This window comes from Mesorhizobium sp. BHscii (assembly GCF_053848065.1).
Map to the genome: position 1 here is coordinate 164868 of NZ_JBSPKW010000013.1, position 25230 is coordinate 190097.

Sequence of the window (25230 nt, forward strand, 5' to 3'; positions counted from 1 at the left end):
AACCAGCATGGACGCCCTCTCCAACGCTCAATTCGCCCGTGATTGCGGCTATACCGGCGACAGCCCGGCCATGCTGGCAGCCTTCGCCGCCATCCGCCTCGACGGCATAGCCAAGGCCCGCCTGGGCCATGACCAGCGCAAGGCGGTGGTCGACCGGCTGAAGCACGGCGAGGCCTTGTTCCTGGCGGCGATCCGCCCGGCGCAGTCGGCCGAGGAGGCGCTCGAGGACGCCGCCCTCTTCATTGCGCTGTTCCGCAACATGCCGCGCTGGCGCCAGGAAAGACGCGGCGCCGATCTCGCCCGCGCCAGGCAGCAGCGGCTCCTGGCGCGCTTCTTCCGCCGCTATGGCCACCGCCTCTGGGCACGGCAGGCCGCGTAAGCCGGAGGTCGTCGACGCCATCGGCCGCGAATGGCTGGACCGCACTTGCCGTCGCCAAGCCCGCGCCGTATGTCGTCCCTCGATGAGCGAAATTGATTTCCGTCGCGCGCAAGCGGCCGATCTGCCGGCGATTGTCGCATTGCTAGCCGACGATGCGCTTGGCGCTGGTCGGGAAGACGCGTCGACGCCGCTCGCCCCCTCCTATCTCGATGCCTTCAGGGCAATCGATGCCGATCCCAACCAGCTGCTGGCGGTGGCCGTCGAAGCCGGGCAAGTGGTTGGAACCCTGCAGCTCAGCTTCATTCCGGGCATTTCGAGGAAAGGCGCCTGGCGCGGGCAAATCGAAGGCGTTCGCGTTGCCCGGCACCGCTGGTCTGGCGGCGTCGGCAAACGCATGATCGAATGGGCGGTTGAAGAGTGCCGCTCGCGCAACTGCAGCTTCGTTCAGCTCACGACCGATAAGAGTCGACAAGAGGCGCACGCGTTCTACGAGCGCCACGGTTTCATCGCCAGCCATCTCGGCTACAAGATGGGGTTGTAGCGCTCGATCGGCTGATTGCCGAGTCGGCGCCGCCCCTCATCCGCCTGCCGGCACCTTCTCCCCGTATGGTGACGGGGCGAAGGGGGCTGTCCGCAACATCGGCAGTTCCTGCAACGTTGGTGATTGGCGAAACCATCGACGAGAGCGTCCTTCTCCCGTCCCTACAGGGAGAAGTGCCTAGCAAAGCGATGAGGGGCAGCGCAAACCTGAAGCGATTGCCTTCCACCTGCCGGTCCACGCTCCTTGACAATCCACGTACAATGTTCTCTCTATGTTCCAAACCAAACCACCCTCGAGACAATGCGGCGTTCGAACCTCCGCGGGCGAACGGGCCGGATGGAAGCCAACATCCTCCACGCTGATCTGGACGCCTTTTATGCCTCGGTCGAACAATTGCTCGACCCGGCCCTGCGCGGCAAGCCGATCGCCGTCGGCGGCGGCGTCGTGCTGGCCGCGTCCTACGAGGCCAAGGCCTTCGGCGTACGTGGCGGCATGCCGGGGCGGCGCGCGCGGGAACTCTGCCCCGGGCTGATTTTCGTCGGCGGTCATTTCAAGGATTACCAGCGGCTCGGCGACGCGGCCATCAAAGTGCTTGGCGATTTCACGCCGGTGGTCGAGCGGATTTCCATCGACGAGGCCTTCGCAGACGTCACCGGCTGCACCCGTCTGTTCGGCCCGCCGGCCGAGATCGCCACAACCATCCGCCGCCGCGTGCGCGCCGAACTCGGCCTGCCGATCTCGGTTGGCGTGGCGCGCACCAAGCATCTGGCCAAGATCGCCTCGCAAGTGGCCAAGCCCGACGGGCTGGTGGTGGTCGATCCGCGCCACGAGCTCGAGTTCCTGCACGATCTGCCGGTTGAGCTGATGTGGGGCGTCGGTCCGGTCACCAGGGAGCGGCTGGCCGGCATCGGCGTCAACACCATCGGCGAACTGGCGAAGACCAACGGTGGGTCGCTGGAGCGCCTGCTCGGCCCGGCGGCGGGCGAAAAGCTTAACGCGCTGGCCTGGAACCGCGATCCGCGCAAGCTCGAGACGCAGCGCCGGGCGCGATCGGCCGGCGCGCAGTCGGCGCTCGGCAGGAAACCGGCCGAGGAGGAAGTCTTCGTGCCGACCCTGCTGCATCTGGCCGACAGGGTCGCCACCAGGCTGCGGGCGAAATCGCGGCCCGGCCGTACGGTGACGGTCCGTGTCCGCTTCGCCGACCTGCGCTCGGTGACGCGCTCGATCACGCTCGACCAGCCGATTTCGGCAACCGCGATGCTGGCCGAGATCGCCGCGGCGCTGGTGCGCAAGGTGCTTGTCGATCATCCGCACGAAAAGACCATTTCGCTGCTGGCGATCGCTGTCTCGCATCTGGAAAAGCAACCGGGCCTGCAGCTGGAATTGCCGCTCGGCCTCGATGACGACCGCCGCCGCCCCGGCACAAGGAAGGGCGTGGCGCGCTGGACCGCCGACCGCGCCGTCGATAAGATCCGCGACCGCTTCGGCTGGGAGGCGGTCGGCTATGCCTCGGTCGCGCTCGGACTGTCGCGGACGATTCCCGATGCCTTTCGCGAGCTGGCCGAAAAGGAGTTGTGAGCCGGTTTGGCCGGACCGATGCGATGCAGAAATTCCAATTCGCGCCCTCTTGAGCCTTCGCCATTGCGCCGCGCAGGACCACTTGAGCGCAAGCGTCCCAGTCAGCCGAGGCGAATATTTGTCTCGAAGAGGGCTAGTCAAGCGAAGCCAGGGGCGACACGGCCGGTCCGTTCAAAGCCGTGCCGTCGATAGCAAAATGCGAGCCGTGGCAGGGGCAGTCCCAGCAGCGCTCGAGCGAGTTCCAATGGACATGGCAGCCGATATGCGTGCATGCGGCCGAGCGCTTGTAGAGCGTGCCGTCGTCATCGCGAAACGCGGCGATTTTGGTGAGCCCTTCGCGGACGATGGCACCTTCTCCCGGTCGCAGCTTGTCGACGGAATCGATTTCGCCAGGCGCGATATACTCGGCAAAACTCTTGAGCGCTGTCGCATTCTCCGACAGATAATCGCCGATCGCGCCTGCCGTCTTGCGAGACGGCTCGTAAAGTTCGCGCCAGCGGCTTTCGCCCTTCAGAATCAGGTCGGAAATCAACAGGCCGGCGACGACGCCATGGGTAATGCCCTGGCCGGAATCCCCAGTCGCGACAAAGACGCGGCGGTTGCCAGGATTGCGGCCGATGAACCCCGCATAATCGACGGTCTCCATAACCTGCCCGGACCACCGGTTGGTTTCCATGCCGACATCGGGCACCAGCCTTTTGGTCCAGGCCGCCAGGGCCGCGAAGCGGTCACCGGCATCATCGGCCTGCCCTGTTTTGTGGTCTTCACCTCCGACGATCAGGAAGTCGGTCCGATCTTCGCCAGGCTGAAGCCGAACGTAGTGGTAAGGGTCTTCAGTATCCCAATACAGGGCATCCGGTATGGTATCGCGCGCGATCTCGAACGACATCGCGTAGGTCCGATACGGCGCTTGCTTGGTGTGGAGGGCGACCCGATCGTTGATCGGCGAGTTGGTGGCGACAACGGCCGATTTGGCGGACACGGTAAAGTCTGAAACCGTGGTTGCGCGCACGCCGGGGTCAGTCTCCTCGACCTTTTCGACAACGGTATCGGCATAAAGCGCGCCGCCGCGCGAGCGGATGCCTGCGGCCAGCCCGCGGAGATATTTGAGCGGGTGGAAGGTCGCCTGATTGGCGTATCGAAGGGCCTGCGCATCCGAAAAGCCTGCAAACGGCACACCCCTGATCTTCTCGACGTCGACACCGATTTTCAGACCGGCGTCCAGCTGGCGCTTGATGTCGGATTGCTGCCTGCCGGAAGCCGGAAAGAGAAAGCCATCGAGGCGTCGGAAATCGCACGCGATACTCTCGCTCTCCTGGATTGATTGGATACGGTCGATAGCGGCCGACTGGCTTTGGTAATACATCCGCGCCAGGTCCTCACCGCGCAATTTGGTCAGTTCCGAAAAGTAGTCGTCGCAAATGGATGACAGGTGCGCGGTAGTGCGAGCCGTCATGCCGCTTCCGATCCGGCCGCGATCGAGGACCGCCACCTTTTGCCCGGCGACGGCCAGTTCGTACGCGACCGACAGTCCGGCAATTCCAGACCCGACGACCACGACATCGACCTGTGCGCTCTGCCCGAGCGCGACCGCGTCGGGCGCTACTTCGGTCGCCGCCCAGAGGGATACAGTCCTTTCGTCGCTGACATTCATTGGCGGAACCTCCCATCCCCAACATTCGGGTAAACGGATGCGAGGAGTCAAAGTTCCTCAAGCCTTTGAATGCCGACATAGGCGGCCCTGGTCGTCAGACCAAAAGCGTTGCGCTGCCCCAGGCGATCAGGGCGATGCCGGCTGCCCGGCCAACCCACTGGCCGGCAGGAAACAGCTTTTCAGCCAGCACCAGAATAGCGAGCCCGGCAACCCACACCAGATTCATGATGCCGCCCACGAACAACAACGCCATCAGCATCCAGCAGCATCCGACACAAAACGCCCCGTGCAACGCGCCCAAACGCAGCGCGCCAACTGCGTGGGGACGCCAGTGTCGGGCAAGGAACGCGGTCGGTGCCCGGCAATGCGACAGGCAGGCGTTCTTGAGCGGCGAGAGCTGATACAGGCCCGCGGCGATCAGGACGATGCCGGAAAGCCAGCGGCTCTGCGAACTCATCATCGTCGCGGAAACGAACGCCTCGCGTTCGAGCAGCCAATGCAACGCGGTGGCCACGACGGCAAACCCTAGCCAAACCAGGAGGTAGCCTGCCATAAATACGCCGGTGGGCGCGAGCTTGTCCTGGATCTGACCCTGTGCGAGCGCATGGCGATGCACGCGCGCATAGAGCAGGATAGTCGGCGCCGCACTCGGGGACATCATGGCAACCATCATGACCCACCACATGGCGATCATCAGCGCCCAGATCGCCGGCCCCCAGGCCCGCGGTTCGGCTGCCATGGCCATCGCGCTCATGTCCATGCCGGGCATATCCATGCCAGACATATCGGAGGTCAGGTCGGCAGTTTGCTGGTGGGGGAATAGCGCGAGCCTCGTCATCTCCCACGCATTCATGCCGAGCCCTGCACCCGCGACGATATAAAGCCAGGCCAGCAGGCACAGCGCCACCACGCCCGCAATCGTGATGACGCGGTCGCGTCTGAGCAGCCGTTCCAGTGGCGACCCGCCGTCCATGTGGCGCCTCAGGCCCGCACCACCCCGTGATTGTTGAGATGCAGCCGGGCGAACTGGCCGTAACTGTCCTTCATGTTCACCTGAACCGGCCCGCTGGTTGTGCTCGAAGCGCTGCCGATCTCCGCGACTGCATATTCGAAGCCGTTCGGCAACACGATCTGAGCGCGCGAGTCCGCGCCCGTCACCTTGTTGCGGATCGGTTCGCCGACGGTTTCGATGTAGTCCTTGACGAAGATGCGGCCCCTGCGGCCGTCGATATCGAGGTCGAGATCGATCTTGGTGAAAACCGGCTCATTCATTTTTGTTACGGTTGAGGCGTAGACGGCGAACATCGTCGCGAACGGGTCGGTGTCCTGGCCGGTCATGATGCGCAGCAGCGCTTGACGCTGCCGGTCGGTTGCATTCTCGTCGACGAAGGCGATGGCTTCGCCATTGCCTTCGTGGATCGCGCCAGGCCATTTGAAGATCGCGGCGATCCGAAGGCCGTCGAGGGCGGTCTCGCCATGATGACCTTCGTCGATCTGGATGCCCGCCACCGCATGGCAATGGCCTTTGTCGGGCAGCGCATTGAATTGACAGTTGCAGCCATATTCGCAGGTACAATTGACGAGTTCGCGTCCCTTGATTTCCCAAGACGTCATGCTGTCCTCCCTGATATCGAAATATTAGACCATCAACATACACCTGCGCCGGCCGCACCGCCATCCTGTCGCGCCATGGAAGACGGCAGCCCATCCCGCCTTCTCGCTGGATAATGGTGGAACGTGCGCCTTGGAGATCGTGAGGCCGACATCGGAACGGCAGAAATGCGGTCGGACCGGGCCTTTCCGACCGCACCCGCGAAGGTCCGGAAACGACCCCGAAAGCGGTCGTTTCCGATAGCAACCCGAGCAGCAAACGGTTTTGGCAGGACTGGAAAAATCGGTCTCGAATGCTGCAATCATCACATGTCCCGTCCAGGTTGTGGACACGTCCTTCTCAAAGGCGCACTCTTAGCGTGCGAAACGCGAGCTGGTGTTTCGTCCAATGCTTCACATGCTTGACTTGCGTCGGGTGATTGTCTGACCTGTCCGGATACTTCCGGGTCGGCAGACCTCACATTGTGTCGCCTATCCGTGATCAGGCTACGGCCTAAGGCACGTTGCAGCCCGTTCCGGATCAATTGGGAGGTAAACAACATGCCTGATTTTCAGCGCAGAGAACTCCTTGTTCAAGGAAGCGCGGCTCTTGCCGCAATTGCTGCTCTCTATACCTCGCGTCGGGCTTACGCTTTTCCAACACGGCCGAGCGAGGAAGTTATTCCGTGGCTGGATCAGCCGACCGAAAATCCCGATCCGGTCGGTATCCAGAAGCAGCTTGTCTGGGAGGATTTGGATAGCTGGATAACTCCAAACGACAAGTTCTTCAGCATCTCGCATTTCAATCGACCAACGATCGACGAGAAGACATGGTCGATGGAGATCGGAGGCCTGGTGAAGAAGCCTTTAAAATTAACGCTCGCCGACATCAGGGCGCGACCGCGGCAGGAGGTCGTTTTCACAGTGGAATGCTCGGGCAACCACGGGTTTCCCTTTTTCACTGGCGGCATCGGCAATGCGCGCTGGGCTGGGACGCCGCTCGCCCCGATCCTCGAGGAGGCCGGCGTTCTGGAAAATGGCATCGAGGTTGTCTTTTTCGGCACTGACAAAGGCGAGGTCGCAATACGCGATATCAAGATGCAGCAGAACTTCGCTCGCAGCATGTCGCTCGCCGACGCGATGAACCGCGACAATCTCCTCTGCTATGAAATGAACGGAGCCGCCTTGCCGGCGCCCAATGGTTTTCCGCTGCGGCTGATTGCTCCAGGTTGGTACGGTATCGCCAACGTCAAGTGGCTGGAGCGCATCGACGTTCGCGACACCCGCTTCATGAACCTTCTGATGGCCCGTGACTATGTCACCATCCGGGAGGAAGAGCACAACGGCGAGAGCGTGTGGACCGAGAACTCGGTTGGCCGAGCGCTGATAAAGTCCGCGCCTGCGAAGGTTACCCGGAAAGACTCGGACTACCGCGTCATTGGGGCAGCCTGGGGGGCGCCGATCGAGCGGGTCGAAGTGCAAATCGATCAAGGGCCTTGGGCACCAGCGACCATTGACCACAGTGAGGAGGCCGAGCACGCCTGGAAGATCTGGTCCCTGGACTGGGCAAGTCCCGCTCCTGGAGAACACACGGTGACCTCGCGCGCGGTCAGCACCACGGGACAAGTTCAACCGGCAATGGACGATCCCTTGATTGCCAAGAAACACACATACTGGGAAAGCAATGGCCAGGTGACGCGCCGCGTCCGTGTCGGCTAGAGCATTTTGCAGCCAAATGGGATCATTTGGCGTCGGCATAAATGCCGCAAAACATCTAGTTAGAGCGAGTTACCGGTTCCAAGAGAACCGGAACCGCTCTAGACACTTGCAGCCATGTGGCAATTTCGTTCGGGTCACCAGGGAGTCAAGGCTGCTTGATCCGAAAGCTGCACCGACTCCATATCGAGCGGACCGGTGTGGGTCGTAGATTCCTCACCCGTCCACGATGCTGATCTCCGCATCGACCAGGCACCAGGGTGCGTAGCGGAAATCGCGGATCTGGACGACCCGCTCGTCCTGCCATTCGACCAGCATGAAGCCGCGCACGGCGCCGTCCGGCTCCTGCGGGTTGCGGATCAGGATCGCCGGCCTTCTATCGACGAAGCCCAGCGACAGCGCCCAGTCGCTGATGCGGTCGTAATTGCCGAAATAGGTCGACACTTCGGCCTTGCCGCGCATGCGGAGCCGGCTGACCAATTCGAGCTGGACATCCTCGGCGATCAGCGCCCTGACCGCGTCGAAGTCGCGCGCGTTGAACAGATCGACATAGCGGCGCAGCCGTCGCTCGTCATCGGCGTCGAGCCGGGGCGCGGCGACGTGCTCAGGCTGCGACGCCAGCAGGCGCAGCTGCGCCCGCCCGCGATGCAGCGCCGCCTTGGTGGCGGCCAGCGTCGCGCCGGTCACCTCGCAGGTTTCGTGCAGGGAAAGGCCTAGCACGTCGACCAGGATCACGGCGCTGCGCTGCGCCACCGAAAGCTGCATGAAGCTGCGCAGGCCGCCGCAGCGGCGAGCCTTGCGTCGGCGCTGCCGGAAGGATCCTCGATCGTGGTCACGTCGGTCTCGGTCATGCGCGACCTTTCCCGATGGCGCCGGCGCAAATGGTCCTGCGCAGCATTATGAGCGATGCGAAACAGCCATTGCTCGGGCCGCTCGACCGTCATGCTGCCGTCGACCGCCTGCAGCGCCTTGATGAGCGTTTCCTGCACGATGTCCTCGCCGTCGATCACCGAGCCGGCCATGCGGGCGCAGTAGCGGTGCAGTTTGGGGCGCGAGCCGGAGAGCATCGCCTCCAGCGCCGTCCGATCGAATTTCCGTATGCTCATGGCGTTCTTTCGGCCCTGGCGCGCTCGCTCTATCCGGCTATGCCGTCCTCAAGCACACGGTAGTTGCCGATGATTCTGGCAGGCGATCGCTTCACCGGGGTCGAGCGCCGTTCCGCATGGTCTTGCGTGAACGCCTCGAAGGCCGCAAGCCCGGTCAGCGCAGATGTGTCATTTCCCTCGCCGACGACGTGGATGAACTCGCCGTCGTCGAGTTCGAGCACGAGGTAGCGCACGCTCTTTGGCGCCGTCTCATCCAGCGCCTCGAACACCTTAGCCACCAGCGCGCGGTTCTCTTCCAGTTCGGTGTCTTTCACACTGTAGCGAATGAGTTTGTAGCCCATGGTTCGTCTCCTGAATGGTTGGTCTGAGCAGAAGACGTTTCGCGTTCCCGAAAAGATTCTCGCACGCTATAAATCTCTTCGGCCGCCTGGATCGTCTTCCACCTGTGGACGGCTACGCAGCAGCCATCGAGGAGCGCTGGATCGAGCTGAAATTTCCCGGCGCCGTCACGAACCTGCATTTCGTGAGACGCGCCGACGCCACGCCAGGCGCGGAGCCGGTGCTGGTGCTGGTCGACGACGATGTCGAGGCCACGATCGCCGCATTGAAGGCGGGCGGCGTCGAGATCATCACCGAGCCGCAGGAGGCGCCCTGGCAGCCAGGCCGCACAGTGGCGGAATTTCGCGACAGCGAGGGCAACCACATGGTGATCGGCAGCCAATGAGCGGGTGCAGCCGGAGAGCGGGCATCTGAATTTTGACGAGCCCATGAACGGCTGGGGAAGGTGGATAGTGTTGAAAAAGTCCGGCAGAGCAGGATGATTTGCCTTCGAATCTCCATCCCGCTCCAAAGCCTCTACCTGGTCGGGCGTCCGGGCGGAAAACGGGCACTTAAGCAGCCCCGGCCTTGTGCGCCAAAGCATGCCTCGGCTGGTAGAGGCCAAGCGAGCCGCCACTGGGAAGCGAGACATGCGTGAGCAGGCCCCAGCCTTCATCGGTGACCGAAGCGCATTCAACATCGTGCGATTTCAGCTCTTGGATTGTGGCATTGATGTCTTCGCACATGAGATAGACTTCGTGGCTGTCGACTTCGGCGGCCGGGTGAACGGCAATCTCGGCCGGCGGCAATGCGAAGATCAACCAGCCTTCGCCAGCATCGACTGCTGGAAAACGTAGAACATTGCGAAAAAATGCGCGGTCTGCCTCGGCATCCGTGCTGTAGATGATCATGTGCGCGCCGGAAATCATGGCTCCTTATCTCCCTGAGAGTGATGCGAACAAACTATTGCCGTTGCAAACGACGTTTTCGGCGCTACCGCGCGTCGACGCAGCCGCTCGATATCGGCAAGCTTCAGTTGGATATAGGTCGGCCGGCCGTGATTGCAGGTGCCGGAACCCGGCGTTGCTTCAAAGACCGACGCCTGCCAGACCTCACGCCATCAGCGGAAGAAGCTGGAGATGCTGTTCGCGCAGCTGCCGCCATCACCCGGCCATCGGTTTTGAGTCGACCTGGCGTGCGTTTTGGTTCTGGTCGGCGACGGGGGCGGCTGGGGCATCGATCCGGCTCAGAATGTGATCCGAGATGCCGCGCGCGATCTCCCGCTCGCCCATGATGATCAGATCGGCGCCGAACTTCTTCAGGTAATCCACTTCGGCATCGGAATGCGCACGGGCGATGATCTCGAGCTTTGGATTGATGGCATGGGCTTGCTCGATGAGATTGCCGCTCTCGAACGGATTGGGAATGGCGCTGATCAACCACCGGGCTGACGCAACGTTGGCCGCCTCAAGCAGGCCCGGCTGGGCGGCATTTCCCGCAATGACATCAACGCCGCGGGCGCGCAGCTGTTCTACTATCACTTGTCGTTCCTCGATCACCAGGTAAGGCTGCCTTGCCTTTTGCAACGTCTCCGCGACAAGGCTTCCGACCCGTCCATGGCCGACAAGCACCGCGTGGTCTGTCAGGCTGGTAGCCGCGAGTTCGGGCGGTTCGGCTCTGCCTTCTTGCGTGGCGAGGGTTCGCTCTCGCGCTTTCAGCCACGGCGTCAGCCGATCCAACGCCGCAAATAGCAGCGGGTTGACGAGGATCGAAAGGATTGCTCCGGCAAGCACCAGGTCACGTCCCGCCTCTGGAAGAAGCGCGAGGTCGACACCCAACCCCGCAAGGATGAAGGAGAACTCGCCGATCTGTGCCAGGCTTAGGCCGAGTGTCAGGGCCACGTAGGACGGATAGCCGAACATCAATGCGATGGCCGATGCGGCCGTGGCATTGCCGATGACGATGATAAAAAATGTCACGCCGACGAGCAGCGGCTGCTCGACCAGGATCATCGGGTTGAACAGCATGCCGACGGAGACGAAGAAAAGCACGGCGAATGCGTCGCGCAACGGCAGCGTTTCCTGAGCGGCCCTTTGGCTCAACTGGGATTCGGCAAGGATCATTCCAGCGAAAAACGCCCCAAGAGCGAACGAGACGCCGAAGAGCTCGGCTGCCCCGAAAGCGACACCAAGGGCAATTGCCAGCACGGCCAAACGGAAAAGTTCTCGCGAGCCGGTGTGAGCGACGTAGTGAAGGATCGGCGGAATGACACGTCGTCCGACGACAACCATGATCGCGAAGAAAGCCGCCAATTTGCCCAGCGTAAGCCCGAGCGCACTCCAGATTGTCTGCGGCTCAAACAATTTGAACAGGTCATTGCCGTTAAGGTTTGCCCCGTTGACATTGCCACCGAGCACGCCGGCGAAGGCCGGCAACAGCACGAGCGCGAGGATCATGGCGAGGTCCTCTACGACCAGCCAGCCGACTGCGATGCGTCCGCCATCGGTTTCAAGCTGCCGCATTTCCTGCAGCGCCCGTAGAACCACGACTGTGCTTGCAACCGACAGGGCCAGCCCAAACACCACTCCGGCTCCGATCGGCCAGCCGATCGCCTGCGTCACCAGGAGCCCGAGGATGGTCACCAGAGCCATTTGACCGACAGCGCCGGGAAGCGCGATCTTTCTTACCGACAGCAGATCGTTCAGCGAAAAATGCAGCCCTATGCCAAACATCAGCAGGATCACGCCGAGTTCGGCGAGTTGGCGCGCCAGCGCTTGGTCGGCAACGAAGCCGGGCGTGAACGGGCCAATCAAGACTCCAGCCACGAGGTAGCCGACCAGTGGCGACAGGCGAAGTCGGTTCGCCAACGTGCCGAGAATAAAGGCGAGTCCGAGGCCGGCGACAAGGGTTGCGATAAGTGGCGCCTGAGGCATCTTCCCAATCCGGTTTCCGGCCACGCTTGGCGCTCGGGTCAAGCCTTGCGCGAGCCAGAGATAATGGACCCAGGGATAATGGACCAAGACGCGGCGGTCTCAACATCTTTCGCTAAACGAACGGAAACGAGCCGGTCGAAGCGATTGTTAGTGCCTGCCGTGCTCGCCGTGGCGATGATCGGAAACCGCGCTCGCCAATCTAATATTCGCCGCCGCAAGCGCCGGCATGTGCTCGAACAGCTGGTGCTCGAGCGCTGCGGTGATCTTCTTCGCTTCGCAGACCGGCAGGTTTTCTTCTACGGCGACGGCAATGTCGGCGTGCAGCTTGTGACCGATCCACCGCGCCTGCCACCCTCCTGCGGTTAGCCCGCCGGGTCGGCTGGCCCGTATTATTTCGTGACCGTGTTGCGCTGGAACCTTCCCTCGCACCACGCGTTCGGGGCGCTGTATTCGCGATGCCTTATATTTAGGCAAGGCGACGGCGAATACCGGCGGGGAGGCAAAAGCATGGGTTGGGGAGGAGCATATTGTCATGTCGAACCGTGAAATTGGAACGTCCCACACATTGGGGCTGCGTGTCGCTGACCTCAAAGCCAGGATGCAAAGCGCCCGAATTACCGGGCACGAGATGAAAACCTTTCAGAAGGTCGCCGCCGTCATGGGAGGAGGTGAAGGCTCCCTGCGGCTCGATGCCGACGACCTGATTGCCGCGTCTTTCGTCGTCGAGACGCTGGACGACCCCAGGTCGAATTGACGATCGTGGTGCCTCGGCGATCAGCCAGGCACCACGTCGGAGCCAGGGAAGCGGCGCGTCCGAGGCAGGCGACCGCTTTCCTGACCGCAAAATCTCCTGGCGCTCGGCTACCGAGACGGGGTTCCGTCCGGTAGAGCGCCAGGAATTTTCAAACACGCGGATGGCAGCGGAACCGAAGCCGCGCAGCAGGGCTCGCCGGCCGGCAGGCCCATGCGCGTGACGCGGCATCACCGGCACCCGTCCATACACGCTGGGATACTCGTATACGAGAATCCACATATCCACCCTAGCTGCTTTCTGTTAGGCAAGGCCCGCAGGATAGCAGGGAGAATGGTTTGCGCGGACTTGAAGACGGCTTGATGCAGAAGCCGCTGACGGTGGCGGAGCAAGTGGCGAATGTGCTGCGCGAATCGATTGCCGAGGGCAGCCTGGCGGCCGGCACGCCGCTGCGCCAGGACGATCTGGCCGAGCGGTTTGGCTTCAGCCGCATGCCGGTCCGCGACGCGCATCGCCAACTCGAAGCCGAAGGCATCGTGTCGATCCATCCGACCAAGGGCGCGCATGTCGCCAGGATGGACGCTGCCGAGATCAGGGAGATCTTTGCGGTCCGCGCCCTGCTCGAAGGCGAAGCGCTGCGGCTCTCGGTGCCGAAACTCGGCAACGACAAGCTCGACGAGGCCGGCTGTGTGCTCAACCGGATCGATGCCGAGCCGAATGTCGGCCGCTGGGGATCGCTGAACCGTGCCTTTCACCTGGCGCTTTACAGCGCCTGCGGCAACGCCCGGCTGCTCGGTCTCATCGAAGCCCACCACAATGCGGCCGACCGCTACGTTCGCGTTCTCTTGTCCAACCCTAACTATCGCAGCCGCTCGCAGGCGGAACACCGCGACCTGTTGACAACCTGCCGCCACCGCGATGCCGAGGCGGCCGTTCGCGTCCTGAGAAAGCATCTTAGCGACCGCATGGAAACGCTCGCCCAGGCTGGAGATGGGCTGGCGGGAAAGTCCTGACCTTGCCGGAACGCTCACGCAAAACGATGACGCCACGACCGAACGTCGGCCGGCAACGCCCCTCGCCCAGCGCCGGGGCCAGTCCTCCCGGACTGAGACCCGCGGGCGTCAGCCTTTGCCGGGCGCTGTCGAAACTCGGCCTGTGCTCGCGCAAGCAGGCGGAGCTGCTGGTCGCCGAAGGGCGCGTTCGGGTCGCCGGCAAAGTCGTGCGCAACGGCTCGATGCGCGTCGATCCCGGCCGCGACCGCATCGAGGTCGACGGCAGCCGGGTCGTCGCCGAGCGCAAGGTCTATCTGATGATCAACAAGCCGCGCGGCCTGGTCACCACCCGCGACGACCCGCAGGACCGCGGCACCGTCTATGACTGCCTGGCAGAACTCGACCTGCCCTTCGTGTCGCCGGTCGGCCGCCTCGACAAGGCCAGCGAAGGCCTGCTTTTGATGACCAACGACACGCGCTTTGCGCAGCGCCTGCTCGACCCCGCCTCCCACGTCGCCAAGATCTATCACGTGCAGATCGGCGCCCTGCCCGACGAGGCCATGCTGGCGCAGTTGCTCGCCGGCGCAACGGTCGACGGCGAGGATTTGACGGCGCGGTCGATCGACATCCTGCGCAGCGGCACCAGCACAGCATGGCTCGAAATCACCCTCGACGAGGGCCGCAACCGCCACATTCGTCGGCTGCTCGGAGCGCATGACGTGGAAGTGCTTCGCCTCGTGCGGGTGGCGATCGGCCCATTGCAGCTCGGCGACCTTGCCAAGGGCAAGGCACGCCACCTCACCGCGGAAGAGCTGGCGATGTTTCAGGCCTGAGCGAAGACGCATCGCTCCACCTTCTCTCCTTGTGGGAGAAGGGAAAGGGGCAGCCCTGTCGCCCGGCCTTGACCGTTACTCGGCCGGAACCGGGCTGAGGCCGGTATCGCCCATCGAGTGCGGCTTGGCCTCCCTGCGTGCCGAGGCACGAGCGAGCACGCTCTGCCGGTTGACCGATTTGCGCTCGGCATCGATGCGTTGGATCAGGATTTCGGCGCGTTCGATGGAACCGAGCAGCGCAAGGATCGTGCCGCGTTCAGCGGCGCCCGCATTCGGTCCGAGCGCCAGCGTGCGGGCGCGCAGTTCCTCGACCTCCGGGAGATTGATATGGCCGGCCGGCAGATTCGGGTCGGAGATGCCGTAAGTCGGCAAGATCTCCCGCAGCGAAGCATCGAGCTTGCTCAACGCGACGTCGACGATGGCCTGCGCCGGGCTGCTGAACTTCTCACGCCTGACGCGGCGCGCCACCTGATGCATCGATTCCGTCAGGGCAGCCGTGAAGTCGGCTTCCTCGATCAGGCTGGCGATCAGATCAAGCTGGTCGTAAGGCAGATCCTCCTTCATCAGCTCGGCGGTGTAGGCACGGATATCGCGGCTGAGGATGTCGGTTGCGAGATAGTGCTCGCCCGGATCCGACGGCGCCTTCTTGGACGAGCGTGCGATGTCGAGGAACATGGCGCCGGCCTGGAGGTGGCGGGCCGTCTCCTGCTGAACGGCGGGAACGGCCTTGGCAAAATCGCCGGCCAGCTTGCGGTCGAGGAATCTCGGCGTCGAGAAATCCTCCGTGTCGTCGGCATCCGTGTGACCGACACGCGACAGAACCCGCTCGAACACACCGATGAACGGGAACAGCAACAATGTATTGAAGATGTTGAAGAAGGTCGAGTAAAGGCCGACCGCCACCGGCACCAGGGGAAAGGTCTCCTTGCCGTCGACGATCACCGGAACGGCGGGATCGCCGCCGAAGAACTGCATGGCCCATTCCAGGACCTGCATGGAGACGAAGAACAGCGGGATGGTGATGCACACGCCGATGATGTTGAACGAGATGTGCGCGTAAGCGGTCCGCTTGGCGTTCTTCGAAAGATTGAGCGAAGCCATCCACGAGGTGATCGTGGTGCCGAGATCGGCGCCGAGCGAAAAGGCGACGGCGGTGGTCCAGTCGAGAATGCCAGCGGCGCCAAGACCCATCACAATGCCGATCGTCGCCGAGGACGAATGGATCATGGCGGTCACGCCGGCGGCGATGAACACGCATTTGAGAAGGTTGAGATAGGAGTCGGCCGTGAGGGTTTGCAGCAGGGCCATGACTTCGGGCAGGTTGCGTAGCGGACGCAGGCCGCCGGTCATCAGGTTGAGGCCATAGAAGATCAGCGCGAAGCCCATGCCGGCGAGCGCTATGTTCTTGACCTTTTCGCTTTTGGAGAAGCAATAGACCAGCGAGAACACGCCGGCCAGGATCAATCCGAGCGGACCGAGCGGCAGGGCGATGAGCCCGTTGCCGAGCGTGGTGCCGATATTGGCGCCCATGATCACGCTGATCGCCGGTCTCAAGGCGATGACGCCGGCATTGACCAGGCCGACGACCATGACGCTCATCGCGGTCGACGACTGGATGACGCCGGTGATCAGCGTTCCTGCCAGCACGCCCTTGATCGGCGTTCCGGCGGCTTTGGCGAGAAAGGCGCGCATCCGATTGACCGAAAGCGCCTGAATGCCGTTTGCCATGAAATCGAGGCCGAGCATGAAGATGCCCAACCCGCCGATCACCGGCACGAGGATGTCCTTGAAAATATCGATGTCCATGTCACGCAGTCCCCAACAAGCCGTTTCCACGGCGCGATATGACGTTCAGTTCAGGTGCTGCGCGAGGCAGCCTGGCTCTGTCGCTCAGTTTCCGACGGGCTCCTGCCTTGCCCAGTACTGTTCGATCTGGTCGACGAGCGTCTTCGGCAGAGGCACATAGCCGAGCCCTGCTGCATCGCCCGCACCTTGTGCGAAGGCGAGCCGGAAAAGGTCGTGCACGCGGCGATAGTGATGTTCCGAACGGCCCGAGACCTGAACGATCGCGAACACCGCGGTGCTGATCGGATAGGCGGCGTCGCCGTCTCGATCGGTCAGCGAAGCGAAGAAATCGGTCGTTTGCGCCCAGTCGATGGATGTCGCGGCAGCCTGCACGCCCGCCGGCTCCGGCTTGACGAACTTGCCGGATTTGTTCTCGATCAGCGCGTAGGAAAGGCTTGCGCGCTGGGCCTGGCCGGATTCGGCATAGGCGATCGCGCCTTTCGTGTCATGCACGGCTCGAATGAGGTCCTGTGCGCCTTCGGCATCGGCGCCGAGCGGCCACGAGATCAGCGTATTGGCGCCGTATTTGGTCTTCCACTCGTCGCTGACCGCCGACAGATACTCCGTGAAGACAAAGGTCGAGCCGGAGCCATCCTTGCGGTGAAGGACGCTGATCCTGAGATCGGGCAGCGCCAGACCCGGATTCACCGCCTTGATAGCGGGATCGGACCATGACTGGATCTTGCCCAGATAGATGTCGGCCAGAAGCGGCCCCGTCAGGCGAAGGCTTCCCGGGCCGATGCCGTCGAGATTGACGACGACGGCGATGGCGCCCATCACGATCGGAAACTGCTGGCGGCCGGCCTTCTTGAGTTCGGCGGCGTTGATCGGCGCATCCGTCGCGGCAAAGTCCATGTCCGGCTGATCGAGACGCAGGATGCCGGCGAGCGAGCCGACGATTTCATAGTCAACCTTCCAGTCGGGCGAGATATAGTCGCCGCCATCCGCGCGGGCGTTCTCGTAGGCCGTTGCCCATTTGCCGATGATCGGGGCAGCCAGTGTCGATCCGGCGCCGCGAATAGGCTCGGCCTGTGCAGCGGCCCCGATCATCAAGGCAACAGCGAGCGTGATGGCGCCACTTGATCCCGTTATTTTCGCCCATTTGCGCCGTAGTAACGCAAAGCTTGCTGCAAACATCATGGCGACCCCCGACTATACTGCGCAAACGAATAGCTACTTTTCAGTCTTGGCAGACATCAACAGTCATCCGCCCGGCGAGCGAACGCCGGCCGAGAAACAACATCGCTCATCGTATGAACCTTGGTTAACGATTGAATGACAAAGATCTTTGTGGGTGAAACTTTTTTATTTTGGATTTTCTGCGATCGCTTGTCGTGCCGGTCGCTCGGACTCCTATGAAGAATTGGGGGTTCGATGGACTGGAACCCAACGTTGCGCCTCGCGCGGCTCACCCTTCTCCCCTCGTGGGAGAAGGTGTCGCCGAAGGCGACGGATGAGGGGTGTTCCAGCTTGGCAACGACGGCGCTCCGTCCAACACCCCTCAACCGTCTTGGCGCTGCGCGCCAATCCACCTTCTCCCACAAGGGGAGAAGGGAGAAGGAAGTCTACAACACCTTTACTTCGCGTCGTGGAAGATAATGCCGACGGTGTGGCGCAGGCCGGAGCGAAGCCGGCTGACGCCGTGCCTGAGATTGACGCGGTAGCTGCCTTTGCTGCCCTGGACCGGACGATTGTGGACCGCGAAGGCGACGGCATCGCCCTGGCGTAGCGGCACCACCTCGGCGCGGCTCTGCATGCGCGGGCGCTGTTCGGTCAGCACGAACTCGCCGCCGGTGAAGTCCTCGCCGGGTTCGGACAGCAGAATCGCCACCTGCAGCGGGAAGGCAATATCGCCGTAGAGATCCTGATGCAGGCAGTTGAAGTCGCCGGCAACGTATTGCAGCAGAAGCGGCGTCGGCCGCGTCTGGCCCTGCTCGTGGCATTGCTTAAGGAACGCGGCGTGTTCGTCCGGGTAGCGCTGGGCGATGCCCATGCGGTCGTTCCACTCGTTGGCGACCGCTGCAAGGCGCGGATAGAGCGCGGTGCGCAAGCCGCCGATCAGCTCGGGCAAGGGGTAGCGGAAATAGCGGTACTCGCCCTTGCCGAAGCCGTGCCGCGCCATGTGGACATGGCTGCGGAAATGGCTTTCGTCGGGATAGAGCCCGGCGATCTCTCGGCACTCCTGCGGTGTCAGCAGCTTTTCCATCACGGCGCAGCCGTAGCCGCTCATCTCCTCGGCCAGTGCCTGCCAATCATATCCGGCGACCCGCGCTTCCGCCGATCGGACCGCTGCTTTCGAACCTATCGAATGAATGGTCATGGCTTTGCCTCCTCTGGCTTCATCGGCTTCTGCAATCAGATGGGTGAAGCAGCGCACGCAAACCACCCGTTTCATGCCAACGGGTTAGGCACAGGGTGAAGCTGCCGATCTCCCCCGCATATGGGGGTCCCCCTCATCCGGCCGCTTCCCGGCCACCTTCTCCCCGCCGGGGAGAGGAGGCAGCACCGGCGCTGCCAATCTCCTCTCCCCTCGGAGAGAGGGTCGGATTGCCCCGAATTGCCCTTCGCAATTCGGTTGGCAATCCGGGTGGGGGGCACTTGCCGATATGTGATTGCCTCGTCACCCAGCGGAGGGGGATCGCCATTGCGCCGCTGCGCGCGCCGCAGCATGGATTTCGGCAAAATCGGGCCCATATCCCTGATAGGGAGCTTTGAGCGTGAAACTCGCGCGTGTAGCCCTGATTGCCGCGGCTTTTGTAGCCGCTGTGGCTGTTTGTTCCTCTTCCGCAACCGGAGAGGCGAACGGCCGAGAGAGGACTGCGCTGCGCATCGAGATAGACGGCGCCATCGGTCCGGCGAGCGCCATGCAGTTCGAGGAAGCGCTGGCGGTGGCCGCAGAACGGAACGCCGAGGTTTTCATCCTGCAGATGAACACGCCCGGCGGGTTGGTCACCAGCATGCGTGAGATCATCGCCGACATCCTCGCCTCGCCGGTTCCCGTCATCGGCTATGTCGCGCCCGCCGGCGGGCATGCGGCGAGCGCCGGAACCTACATCCTCTACGCAACCCATGTGGCGGCGATGGCGCCCGGCACCAATCTGGGCGCGGCAACGCCGATCGAGATGGGCGGGCCGCTGCCATCCTTTCCCGGCGGCGACGACAGGAACAATGGCCCGGAAGCCGGCAAGGACCCGAAGAACCCACCGTCGGGCGATGCGATGATCGCCAAGGCGACGAACGACGCGGTTGCCCTGATCCGCAGCCTGGCTGAACTGCGCGGGCGCAATGCCGATTGGGGTGAAAAGGCCGTGCGCGAGGCGGCCAGCCTGTCGGCCAGCGCGGCGCTGCAGGAACGTGTCGTCGACTTCGTCGCCCGCGACACGACCGAACTGCTTCAGCTGGCCGACGGCCGGACGGTCGAGATCGCCGGCAGGAAAGAGGTGTTGGCGACCAAAGGGCTGCCGGTTGAAACGCTGGAGCCTGGCTGGCTCATCCGGCTTCTCGCCGTCATCACCGATCCGAACATCGCCGTCATCCTGATGCTGATCGGCGTTTATGGCCTCGTCTTCGAGTTCACCAGCCCGGGTGCGGTTGCGCCCGGCGTGGTCGGCACGATCTGCCTGCTGCTCGGGCTCTATGCGCTCAATCTCCTGCCGATCAGCTATACCGGCCTTGCCTTGATGCTGCTTGGCATCATCTTCCTCGTCGTCGAGGTCTTTAATCCCACAGTCGTCCTTGGGCTGGGAGGCGTGGCTGCGTTTCTGCTGGGCTCCGCCATGCTGCTCAGGATCGAGGGGCCCGGCTTCGAGATGTCGTGGGCCGTCATCGGCACCGCCGCCGTCCTGACGCTCGGCCTGGCGCTGTTGACCGGCAGCTATCTGTGGGCGGCCCGCAAGAACCTTCCGCGTGTTGGCGCACAGGCCATGCAAGGCCTGCCGGCCAAGGTCCTCGATTGGGCGGGCAGCGAGGGCCACGTGCTTGCCCGGGGCGAGCGCTGGCGGGCGAAGGCCGACGAACCCATTGCAGTGGGCGACAGCGTCGAGGTGGCTGACGTCAGCGGTCTCGTGCTGACGATACGGCGTCGCAATGTGAGAAGCGATGGAGCAAGGCAGTGATCATCGGTTATGTTGCCTATCTGGTAGCAGCGCTCGTCGTGGTCATGTTCCTGTCCGCGGCCATTCGCATCCTGAGGGAATATCAGCGCGGCGTGGTCTTCACGCTCGGCCGCTTCACCGGGGTCAAGGGCCCCGGCCTGATCATCCTGATCCCGTTCGTGCAGCAGATGGTGAAGGTCGACCTGCGGGTGGTGGTCCAGGACGTGCCGCCGCAGGACGTGATCTCGCGCGACAACGTTTCGGTGAAGGTCAACGCGGTGCTGTATTTTCGTATCGTCGACGCCGAGCGGGCGGTGATCCAGGTCGAGGACTTCATGACCGCCACCAACCAGCTGGCACAGACCACTTTGCGCTCGGTGCTCGGCAAGCATGAGCTCGATGAAATGCTGGCCGAACGCGACAAGCTCAACAGCGATATCCAGGAGATTCTCGACCAGCGGACGGATGCCTGGGGCATCAAGGTCTCCGACGTCGAGATCAAGCATGTCGACCTCAACGAGAACATGGTCCGCGCCATCGCCAAGCAAGCCGAGGCCGAACGGCTGCGGCGTGCCAAAGTGATCAATGCCGACGGCGAACAGCAGGCGGCGGCAAAACTCGTCGAGGCCGGCAAGATGCTGTCCGAGACACCGCAGGCCATGCAGCTGCGCTATTTCGAGGCTCTCCATGACATCGCCGGTGAGCGCTCGTCGACGGTCGTGTTTCCGGTGCCGATGGACCTGCTCGGTCATTTCATCAAGCCGCCCGGCGAGGAGAAATGAGTTGGCTCCTCAAGTTGGAGGGACAGCACCCCTCTGTCCTGCCGGACATCTCCCCCTCAAGGGAGGAGATTGGCAGCTTCGGCGCTCCGTCAGCTTTCCATCGCTTGTGGTTGGCGAAAGCAGTTGAGCGAGTAATCTCCCCCCTTGAGGGGGAGATACCCGGCAGGGCAGAGGGGGGCGCTTCGCACGACCCTCCCCTCTAAATCAGCTTCTCCAGCGTGATCGGCAGGTCCCGCACCCTTTTGCCGGTGGCGTGGAACACCGCATTGGCGATCGCCGGGGCAACGCCGACGATGCCCAGCTCGCCAACGCCCTTGCCGCCGAGCACCGAAGAATGCGGGTCGGGGATGCCGACCGAGATCACCTCGATGTCGGGAATGTCGGCATTGGTCGCGATCAGATAGTCGGCCAGATTGTTGTTGACGATGCGGCCGTGGCGGCGGTCGACGATGCCTTCCTCCAGCAGCGCCTGGCCGATGCCCATGATGATGCCGCCCTTCCACTGGCTTTCGGCGAGCTTGGGATTGTAGAGCCGGCCCGAATCCAGCGCCGACACCACGCGCGACACGCGAACCGTGCCGAAGTCCTGGTCGACGCGCACCTCGACGAAATGCGCGCACCAGCTGTGGCGGGAATAGTCGCCCTCGGTGTGCGACAGCGCCGTCGCGATGGTCGTGTAGTTCTTGTAGCGATCCTCCGCCGTCGAGTTGGCCGGCATGGTGTCGCCCTTCGCCTCAATCTGCTCGCGTCCGACGCTGGCGAGCAGCTCGGCGATGGAGACATCAGGTCCCTCGCCGCGCGGCGACTTTATGCGGCCCTCAGCGACGACCAGCGTGTTGGCCTGCAGTGCATGGAACGGCGAATTTGGATCGCTGATCGCCAGCCCGACCAGCTGGTCGAGCGCGGCAGTCGCCGCCTTGTGCACGGCGCCCGTCATCACGCCGGCCAGCCGCGAACCGCCGGTGACGCCGGCGCGGGCATAGCGGGAGTCGCCCAGCTTCACCACGACTTTCTCAGCCGGCACGCCCACGACTTCGGCGGCGGTCTGCGCCAGAATCGTATAAGTGCCCTGCCCCATGTCGATGCTCGAGCTTTCGACCTCGACCGAGCCGTCGGCGAGGATGCGCACCATCGCCTCGCCATAGGCGCGCCGCACCGGATAGGTGCCGGCGGCAACGCCCCAGCCGATCAGCTGGTTGCCGTCGCGCATCGAGCGTGGCTCTGGGCTGCGCTTCGACCAGCCGAAGGCCTCGGCACCGGCAGCGTAGGCCTCGCGCAGTTGTCGTGTCGACCATTGCTTTTTCGCCTCTGGATCCTGCTCGGCGTAGTTCCTGAGCCGGATTTCCAGCGGATCGATGCCGACCTCGTAAGCCAGCTCGTCGATCGCGCTTTCGATGCCGAAGGCGCTCGGGTTCTCGCCCGGCGCGCGCAACGCGCCCGGCACCACGGTGTTGACCCGCACGACATTCTGCCGCGACGAGAAATTAGGCGCCGCATACATGATCGAGGTGACCGAACCGAGCGGCTCGACCCACATACCGTCGACCGAGGTCTCGTTGACCCCGCGATGGACGATCGACTGGATCTTTCCCTCGGCGTCGGCGCCGAGCGCCACCGTCTGACGTGTCGCCGCCCGTCCGCCATAGGCGGTGAAGGTCTGCGGCCTGGTGACCGCGAGCTTCACCGGCCGTCCCAGCATTTTCGCGGCCATCGCCGCCACCGCGCCATAGCCGTAGGCGAACGCCTTGGAGCCGAAGCCGCCGCCGATATAGGGCGAGACCAGGCGCACATTCTCGAACGGCAAGCCGAACCATTCGGCATAGGTCCGCGCCATGCCGTCGAGCCATTGGCTGGGCTCCCACACCGTCAGCCGGTCGCCCTGCCAGTGCGCGATCAGCCCATGCGGTTCCATCGGCGCCTGGTATTCGCGCGGCGTGTTGTAGGCGGCGCAGATCCGCACCGGGGCGGCGGCGAAAGCCGCCTGCGCATCGCCCCACTCCTTCGTCATCGCGTCGATCGGAATGCCGTCGCCGGCCTTCGCATCGCTAAGGTCGACGATGGCCGGCGTCTCGTCATAGGCGACCTTGACCAGCGCTGCGGCCGCGACGGCCTGCTCGAAACTCTCGGCCACCACCGCCGCGACATGCTGGCCACTGAAAGTGATGTCGCGCGCCAGCGGACAATAGGGAACATCCGGCGGCGGCGTGCCCAGCCAGTCCGTTGCGGTGTTGAGGCGCAACGCATTGTCCGGCGTCAGCACCAGAACCACGCCCGGCGCTGCCTCGGCCGCAGCCGCGTCGATCGAACGCACCTTGCCGGCCGCAATCGTGCTCTCGACGAGAACGGCGTGGGTGAGTCCGTCAAGCTGCTGCTCGACGGCGTATTTTGCAGCCCCGGTGATCTTGGCCGGGCCATCGACGCGCGACAGCCGCCCGCCCACTGCCTCCGCGAAGATAGCGCCGTCAGAAGAGTCGCCCCTCTTCGGGTCACTTTGTCGGGTTCTGATCTCGTGAACGGTCATGCCGTTTCTCCCATCTTGAGGATGGCGCGGGCGACGACGCGCGGCGCCAGTTCGATCTTGTAATGGTTGGCGCCATGGTCGACGGCGCCCTCGATGGCGAGCAGGCTGGCGCGCCGGACCGTATCAGACTCCAGAACCTTGCCTTTCAGCGCCTCTTCGACGGCGCGTGCGCGCCATGGCTTGGTGGCAACGCCGCCGAGCGCCACGCGCAAATCCTTGATCGTCCTTCCGTCGGCCTCGAACTCGATGCCGACGGCGGCACTTGCGGCAGCGAATTCGTAGGATTGCCGGTCGCGGATTTTCAGATAGGTCGAGCGCTGGGCGGCAGGGAAAGCAGGAATGCTGATCGCGGTGATCACCTCACCTGGCGCGATCGCATGCTCCCTGTCGGGCGTGGCGCCGGGCAACAGAAAAAAGTCGTCGACCGCGACCTGCCGGTCGCCGAGGTGGACTGTTGCGTCGAAGGCGACCAACGCCGTCGCCAGATCGCCCGGATAGGTGGCGATGCAGGTCTCGCTGGTGCCGAGCACGGCATGGCCACGGGTGACGCCGCCGATCGCCGAGCAGCCGCTGCCGGGCGTGCGCTTGTTACAGGCGGGAAAATTCGCCGGATCGCGGAAATACGGACAGCGCGTGCGCTGCATCAGATTGCCGCCGATGGTCGCCATGTTGCGGAGCTGCGCCGAGGCCGCCTGCCACAGCGCCTCCGAAACGGCGGGGAACCGGCTCTTGATGGCGGCATGGTCGGCGACGCTGCTCATCTTTGCCAGCGCGCCGATAATGGCGCCCCGGTCGTCGACCGTGATCCTATCCAGTCCCTTGAGATGAGTGATGTCGACCACGGTGTCGGGTTCGGCGACGCCGCATTTGGCGAGATCGACGAGCGTCGTGCCGCCGGCCAGCAGCATGGCGCCGGGCAGCGCCGCCGCCTGGCGTGCCGCATCGACGGAATTGGCGCGCAGATACGAAAAATCCCTCATGACGCGGTCTCCATGGATGACGCAACCTCCAGTGCCGCCTGGCGCACGGCGGCGACGATGTGCGGATAGGCTCCGCAGCGGCAGAGATTGCCGGCCATATATTCGCGGATCTCGTCATCCGAACCGGCATGGCCTTCGCTGATGCAGGCGACCGCCGACATGATCTGGCCCGGCGTGCAGTAACCGCACTGGAAGGCGTCCTGTTCGAGAAAGGCGGCCTGCACCGCGTGCAGCGTGCCGTCGCCCTCGGCAAGCCCTTCGATGGTGCTGACCGCCCTGCCCTCAGCCTGGGCAGCGAGCGTCAGGCAGGCCAGCACGCGCTGGCCGTTGACATGCACTGTGCAGGCGCCGCATTGGCCCTGGTCGCAGCCCTTCTTGGTCCCAGTCAGGCCGAGATGGTCGCGCAGGGCGTCGAGCAGCGTGACGCGCGGCTCGACCTCCAGTTCATGGCGATGTCCGTTGATTTGAAGGTGGATGGGAATTCGGGTTTTGCTTGTCATGGGGGCGTCTGGCTCCAGTTGCTGACGCGGTGCGGCAAGAGCACCAAGGGATGGTGAGGGGCTAATCTCCCCCTTGAGGGGGAGATGGCCGGCAGGCCAGAGGGGGTCGCCTCGTGT

Annotated in this window: 25 protein-coding genes; 11 read left to right on the forward strand and 14 right to left on the reverse strand. The window is 63.6% G+C overall.

Features of this window, described 5'->3' with window-relative positions; all coding sequences use genetic code 11:
* Positions 1–7: 7 nt before the first annotated feature.
* The 3 genes from ACWTU7_RS19280 (at position 8) to dinB (ending at position 2498) form a co-directional block, all read left to right on the forward strand.
* Entirely contained in the window at positions 8–379 is a 372-nt protein-coding gene (locus ACWTU7_RS19280) for a hypothetical protein (RefSeq protein ID WP_455839571.1), read from the forward strand.
* A gap of 82 nt (positions 380–461) precedes the next feature.
* Positions 462–920 (forward strand): N-acetyltransferase family protein, encoded by a 459-nt coding sequence (locus ACWTU7_RS19285; RefSeq protein WP_455839572.1) that lies wholly within the window; start codon positions 462–464, stop codon positions 918–920.
* 336 nt (positions 921–1256) lie between these two features.
* Positions 1257–2498, forward strand: a complete 1242-nt coding sequence (gene dinB, locus ACWTU7_RS19290; RefSeq protein WP_455839573.1) for a DNA polymerase IV — start codon at positions 1257–1259, stop codon at positions 2496–2498.
* Between the two features lie 133 nt (positions 2499–2631).
* Here dinB and ACWTU7_RS19295 read toward each other — a convergent pair whose 3' ends face one another.
* The 3 genes from ACWTU7_RS19295 to ACWTU7_RS19305 all read right to left on the reverse strand — a co-directional run bounded on the left by ACWTU7_RS19295 (position 2632) and on the right by ACWTU7_RS19305 (position 5766).
* Positions 2632–4152 carry an FAD-dependent oxidoreductase gene (locus ACWTU7_RS19295; protein ID WP_455839574.1) on the reverse strand — a complete coding sequence of 507 codons (1521 nt, stop codon included), beginning with the start codon at positions 4150–4152 and terminating at the stop codon, positions 2632–2634.
* 94 nt (positions 4153–4246) lie between these two features.
* Complete coding sequence (locus ACWTU7_RS19300; RefSeq protein WP_455839575.1) at positions 4247–5125, reverse strand: DUF2182 domain-containing protein; 879 nt, start codon at positions 5123–5125, stop codon at positions 4247–4249.
* A gap of 8 nt (positions 5126–5133) precedes the next feature.
* On the reverse strand, positions 5134–5766 hold the full coding sequence (locus tag ACWTU7_RS19305) for a DUF1326 domain-containing protein (protein WP_029351172.1): 633 nt from the start codon (positions 5764–5766) through the stop codon (positions 5134–5136).
* A gap of 537 nt (positions 5767–6303) precedes the next feature.
* On the opposite strand from ACWTU7_RS19305, the gene ACWTU7_RS19310 reads away from it, so the two are divergent.
* Complete coding sequence (locus ACWTU7_RS19310) at positions 6304–7461, forward strand: sulfite oxidase (RefSeq protein WP_455839576.1); 1158 nt, start codon at positions 6304–6306, stop codon at positions 7459–7461.
* A gap of 213 nt (positions 7462–7674) precedes the next feature.
* On the opposite strand, the gene ACWTU7_RS19315 is transcribed toward ACWTU7_RS19310, so the two are convergent.
* The 3 genes from ACWTU7_RS19315 to ACWTU7_RS19325 are packed head-to-tail and all read right to left on the reverse strand — an operon-like array spanning position 7675 to position 8905.
* The gene (locus ACWTU7_RS19315) at positions 7675–8223 is read right to left on the reverse strand and encodes a sigma factor-like helix-turn-helix DNA-binding protein (RefSeq protein WP_455839577.1); all 549 of its coding nucleotides are present in this window, start codon (positions 8221–8223) and stop codon (positions 7675–7677) included.
* Positions 8190–8564: an RNA polymerase sigma factor gene (locus ACWTU7_RS19320; RefSeq protein ID WP_455839578.1), complete on the reverse strand. Its 375-nt coding sequence runs from the start codon at positions 8562–8564 to the stop codon at positions 8190–8192. The genes ACWTU7_RS19315 and ACWTU7_RS19320 overlap by 34 nt, the downstream gene beginning before the upstream one ends.
* A 29-nt stretch (positions 8565–8593) precedes the next feature.
* Positions 8594–8905: a hypothetical protein gene (locus ACWTU7_RS19325; protein WP_455839579.1), complete on the reverse strand. Its 312-nt coding sequence runs from the start codon at positions 8903–8905 to the stop codon at positions 8594–8596.
* Between the two features lie 104 nt (positions 8906–9009).
* Between ACWTU7_RS19325 and ACWTU7_RS19330 the strand changes: the two genes are divergently transcribed.
* Positions 9010–9288, forward strand: coding sequence for a VOC family protein (locus ACWTU7_RS19330; protein ID WP_455839580.1), 279 nt, complete (start codon positions 9010–9012; stop codon positions 9286–9288).
* Positions 9289–9454: 166 nt separating this feature from the next.
* On the opposite strand, the gene ACWTU7_RS19335 is transcribed toward ACWTU7_RS19330, so the two are convergent.
* Complete coding sequence (locus ACWTU7_RS19335; RefSeq protein WP_287092712.1) at positions 9455–9811, reverse strand: VOC family protein; 357 nt, start codon at positions 9809–9811, stop codon at positions 9455–9457.
* Positions 9812–10045: 234 nt separating this feature from the next.
* Entirely contained in the window at positions 10046–11815 is a 1770-nt protein-coding gene (ybaL, locus tag ACWTU7_RS19340; protein ID WP_455839581.1) for a YbaL family putative K(+) efflux transporter, read from the reverse strand.
* A gap of 78 nt (positions 11816–11893) precedes the next feature.
* Here ybaL and ACWTU7_RS19345 point away from each other — a divergent pair, with 78 nt between their 5' ends.
* From ACWTU7_RS19345 to ACWTU7_RS19360, 4 genes are all read left to right on the forward strand, one after another.
* Positions 11894–12181, forward strand: coding sequence for a hypothetical protein (locus ACWTU7_RS19345; protein WP_455839582.1), 288 nt, complete (start codon positions 11894–11896; stop codon positions 12179–12181).
* Between the two features lie 166 nt (positions 12182–12347).
* A complete protein-coding gene (locus ACWTU7_RS19350) occupies positions 12348–12569 on the forward strand; it encodes a hypothetical protein (protein ID WP_095520963.1) in 222 nt (73 codons plus the stop codon).
* Positions 12570–12928: 359 nt separating this feature from the next.
* The gene (locus ACWTU7_RS19355; protein ID WP_455839604.1) at positions 12929–13579 is read left to right on the forward strand and encodes a GntR family transcriptional regulator; all 651 of its coding nucleotides are present in this window, start codon (positions 12929–12931) and stop codon (positions 13577–13579) included.
* A 26-nt stretch (positions 13580–13605) separates the two neighbouring features.
* Entirely contained in the window at positions 13606–14391 is a 786-nt protein-coding gene (locus tag ACWTU7_RS19360) for a pseudouridine synthase (RefSeq protein ID WP_455839583.1), read from the forward strand.
* Between the two features lie 75 nt (positions 14392–14466).
* Here ACWTU7_RS19360 and ACWTU7_RS19365 read toward each other — a convergent pair whose 3' ends face one another.
* From ACWTU7_RS19365 to ACWTU7_RS19375, 3 genes are all read right to left on the reverse strand, one after another.
* Complete coding sequence (locus tag ACWTU7_RS19365) at positions 14467–16197, reverse strand: Na/Pi cotransporter family protein (protein ID WP_455839584.1); 1731 nt, start codon at positions 16195–16197, stop codon at positions 14467–14469.
* Between the two features lie 84 nt (positions 16198–16281).
* Positions 16282–17376: a phosphate ABC transporter substrate-binding protein PstS gene (gene pstS, locus ACWTU7_RS19370; RefSeq protein WP_455839585.1), complete on the reverse strand. Its 1095-nt coding sequence runs from the start codon at positions 17374–17376 to the stop codon at positions 16282–16284.
* A gap of 436 nt (positions 17377–17812) precedes the next feature.
* Positions 17813–18556 (reverse strand): 2OG-Fe(II) oxygenase, encoded by a 744-nt coding sequence (locus ACWTU7_RS19375; protein ID WP_455839586.1) that lies wholly within the window; start codon positions 18554–18556, stop codon positions 17813–17815.
* Positions 18557–18953: 397 nt separating this feature from the next.
* On the opposite strand from ACWTU7_RS19375, the gene ACWTU7_RS19380 reads away from it, so the two are divergent.
* Positions 18954–20351 (forward strand): NfeD family protein, encoded by a 1398-nt coding sequence (locus ACWTU7_RS19380; protein ID WP_455839587.1) that lies wholly within the window; start codon positions 18954–18956, stop codon positions 20349–20351.
* Positions 20348–21112, forward strand: a complete 765-nt coding sequence (locus ACWTU7_RS19385) for a slipin family protein (protein WP_029351147.1) — start codon at positions 20348–20350, stop codon at positions 21110–21112. Before ACWTU7_RS19380 ends, ACWTU7_RS19385 begins: the two co-directional genes overlap by 4 nt.
* A gap of 199 nt (positions 21113–21311) precedes the next feature.
* Here ACWTU7_RS19385 and ACWTU7_RS19390 read toward each other — a convergent pair whose 3' ends face one another.
* Genes ACWTU7_RS19390 through ACWTU7_RS19400 form a run of 3 tightly spaced genes read right to left on the reverse strand, consistent with a single transcriptional unit; the run spans position 21312 to position 25113 of the window.
* On the reverse strand, positions 21312–23633 hold the full coding sequence (locus ACWTU7_RS19390) for a xanthine dehydrogenase family protein molybdopterin-binding subunit (protein WP_455839588.1): 2322 nt from the start codon (positions 23631–23633) through the stop codon (positions 21312–21314).
* Positions 23630–24613, reverse strand: a complete 984-nt coding sequence (locus ACWTU7_RS19395; RefSeq protein WP_455839589.1) for an FAD binding domain-containing protein — start codon at positions 24611–24613, stop codon at positions 23630–23632. Before ACWTU7_RS19395 ends, ACWTU7_RS19390 begins: the two co-directional genes overlap by 4 nt.
* Positions 24610–25113 carry a (2Fe-2S)-binding protein gene (locus ACWTU7_RS19400; protein WP_455839590.1) on the reverse strand — a complete coding sequence of 168 codons (504 nt, stop codon included), beginning with the start codon at positions 25111–25113 and terminating at the stop codon, positions 24610–24612. Before ACWTU7_RS19400 ends, ACWTU7_RS19395 begins: the two co-directional genes overlap by 4 nt.
* Between the last annotated feature and the right edge of the window lie 117 nt (positions 25114–25230).

Excerpts from the sequence above, each read along its gene's own strand:
- ACWTU7_RS19280 (WP_455839571.1), top strand. The coding sequence starts at position 8 with ATGGACGCCCTCTCCAACGCTCAATTCGCCCGTGATTGCGGCTATACC.
- ACWTU7_RS19285 (WP_455839572.1), top strand. The coding sequence starts at position 462 with ATGAGCGAAATTGATTTCCGTCGCGCGCAAGCGGCCGATCTGCCGGCG.
- dinB (WP_455839573.1), top strand. The coding sequence starts at position 1,257 with ATGGAAGCCAACATCCTCCACGCTGATCTGGACGCCTTTTATGCCTCG.
- ACWTU7_RS19295 (WP_455839574.1), bottom strand. The coding sequence starts at position 4,152 with ATGAATGTCAGCGACGAAAGGACTGTATCCCTCTGGGCGGCGACCGAA.
- ACWTU7_RS19300 (WP_455839575.1), bottom strand. The coding sequence starts at position 5,125 with ATGGACGGCGGGTCGCCACTGGAACGGCTGCTCAGACGCGACCGCGTC.
- ACWTU7_RS19305 (WP_029351172.1), bottom strand. The coding sequence starts at position 5,766 with ATGACGTCTTGGGAAATCAAGGGACGCGAACTCGTCAATTGTACCTGC.
- ACWTU7_RS19310 (WP_455839576.1), top strand. The coding sequence starts at position 6,304 with ATGCCTGATTTTCAGCGCAGAGAACTCCTTGTTCAAGGAAGCGCGGCT.
- ACWTU7_RS19315 (WP_455839577.1), bottom strand. The coding sequence starts at position 8,223 with ATGCAGCTTTCGGTGGCGCAGCGCAGCGCCGTGATCCTGGTCGACGTG.
- ACWTU7_RS19320 (WP_455839578.1), bottom strand. The coding sequence starts at position 8,564 with ATGAGCATACGGAAATTCGATCGGACGGCGCTGGAGGCGATGCTCTCC.
- ACWTU7_RS19325 (WP_455839579.1), bottom strand. The coding sequence starts at position 8,905 with ATGGGCTACAAACTCATTCGCTACAGTGTGAAAGACACCGAACTGGAA.
- ACWTU7_RS19335 (WP_287092712.1), bottom strand. The coding sequence starts at position 9,811 with ATGATTTCCGGCGCGCACATGATCATCTACAGCACGGATGCCGAGGCA.
- ybaL (WP_455839581.1), bottom strand. The coding sequence starts at position 11,815 with ATGCCTCAGGCGCCACTTATCGCAACCCTTGTCGCCGGCCTCGGACTC.
- ACWTU7_RS19345 (WP_455839582.1), top strand. The coding sequence starts at position 11,894 with ATGGACCAAGACGCGGCGGTCTCAACATCTTTCGCTAAACGAACGGAA.
- ACWTU7_RS19350 (WP_095520963.1), top strand. The coding sequence starts at position 12,348 with ATGTCGAACCGTGAAATTGGAACGTCCCACACATTGGGGCTGCGTGTC.
- ACWTU7_RS19355 (WP_455839604.1), top strand. The coding sequence starts at position 12,929 with ATGCAGAAGCCGCTGACGGTGGCGGAGCAAGTGGCGAATGTGCTGCGC.
- ACWTU7_RS19360 (WP_455839583.1), top strand. The coding sequence starts at position 13,606 with ATGACGCCACGACCGAACGTCGGCCGGCAACGCCCCTCGCCCAGCGCC.
- ACWTU7_RS19365 (WP_455839584.1), bottom strand. The coding sequence starts at position 16,197 with ATGGACATCGATATTTTCAAGGACATCCTCGTGCCGGTGATCGGCGGG.
- pstS (WP_455839585.1), bottom strand. The coding sequence starts at position 17,376 with ATGATGTTTGCAGCAAGCTTTGCGTTACTACGGCGCAAATGGGCGAAA.
- ACWTU7_RS19375 (WP_455839586.1), bottom strand. The coding sequence starts at position 18,556 with ATGACCATTCATTCGATAGGTTCGAAAGCAGCGGTCCGATCGGCGGAA.
- ACWTU7_RS19390 (WP_455839588.1), bottom strand. The coding sequence starts at position 23,633 with ATGACCGTTCACGAGATCAGAACCCGACAAAGTGACCCGAAGAGGGGC.
- ACWTU7_RS19395 (WP_455839589.1), bottom strand. The coding sequence starts at position 24,613 with ATGAGGGATTTTTCGTATCTGCGCGCCAATTCCGTCGATGCGGCACGC.
- ACWTU7_RS19400 (WP_455839590.1), bottom strand. The coding sequence starts at position 25,113 with ATGACAAGCAAAACCCGAATTCCCATCCACCTTCAAATCAACGGACAT.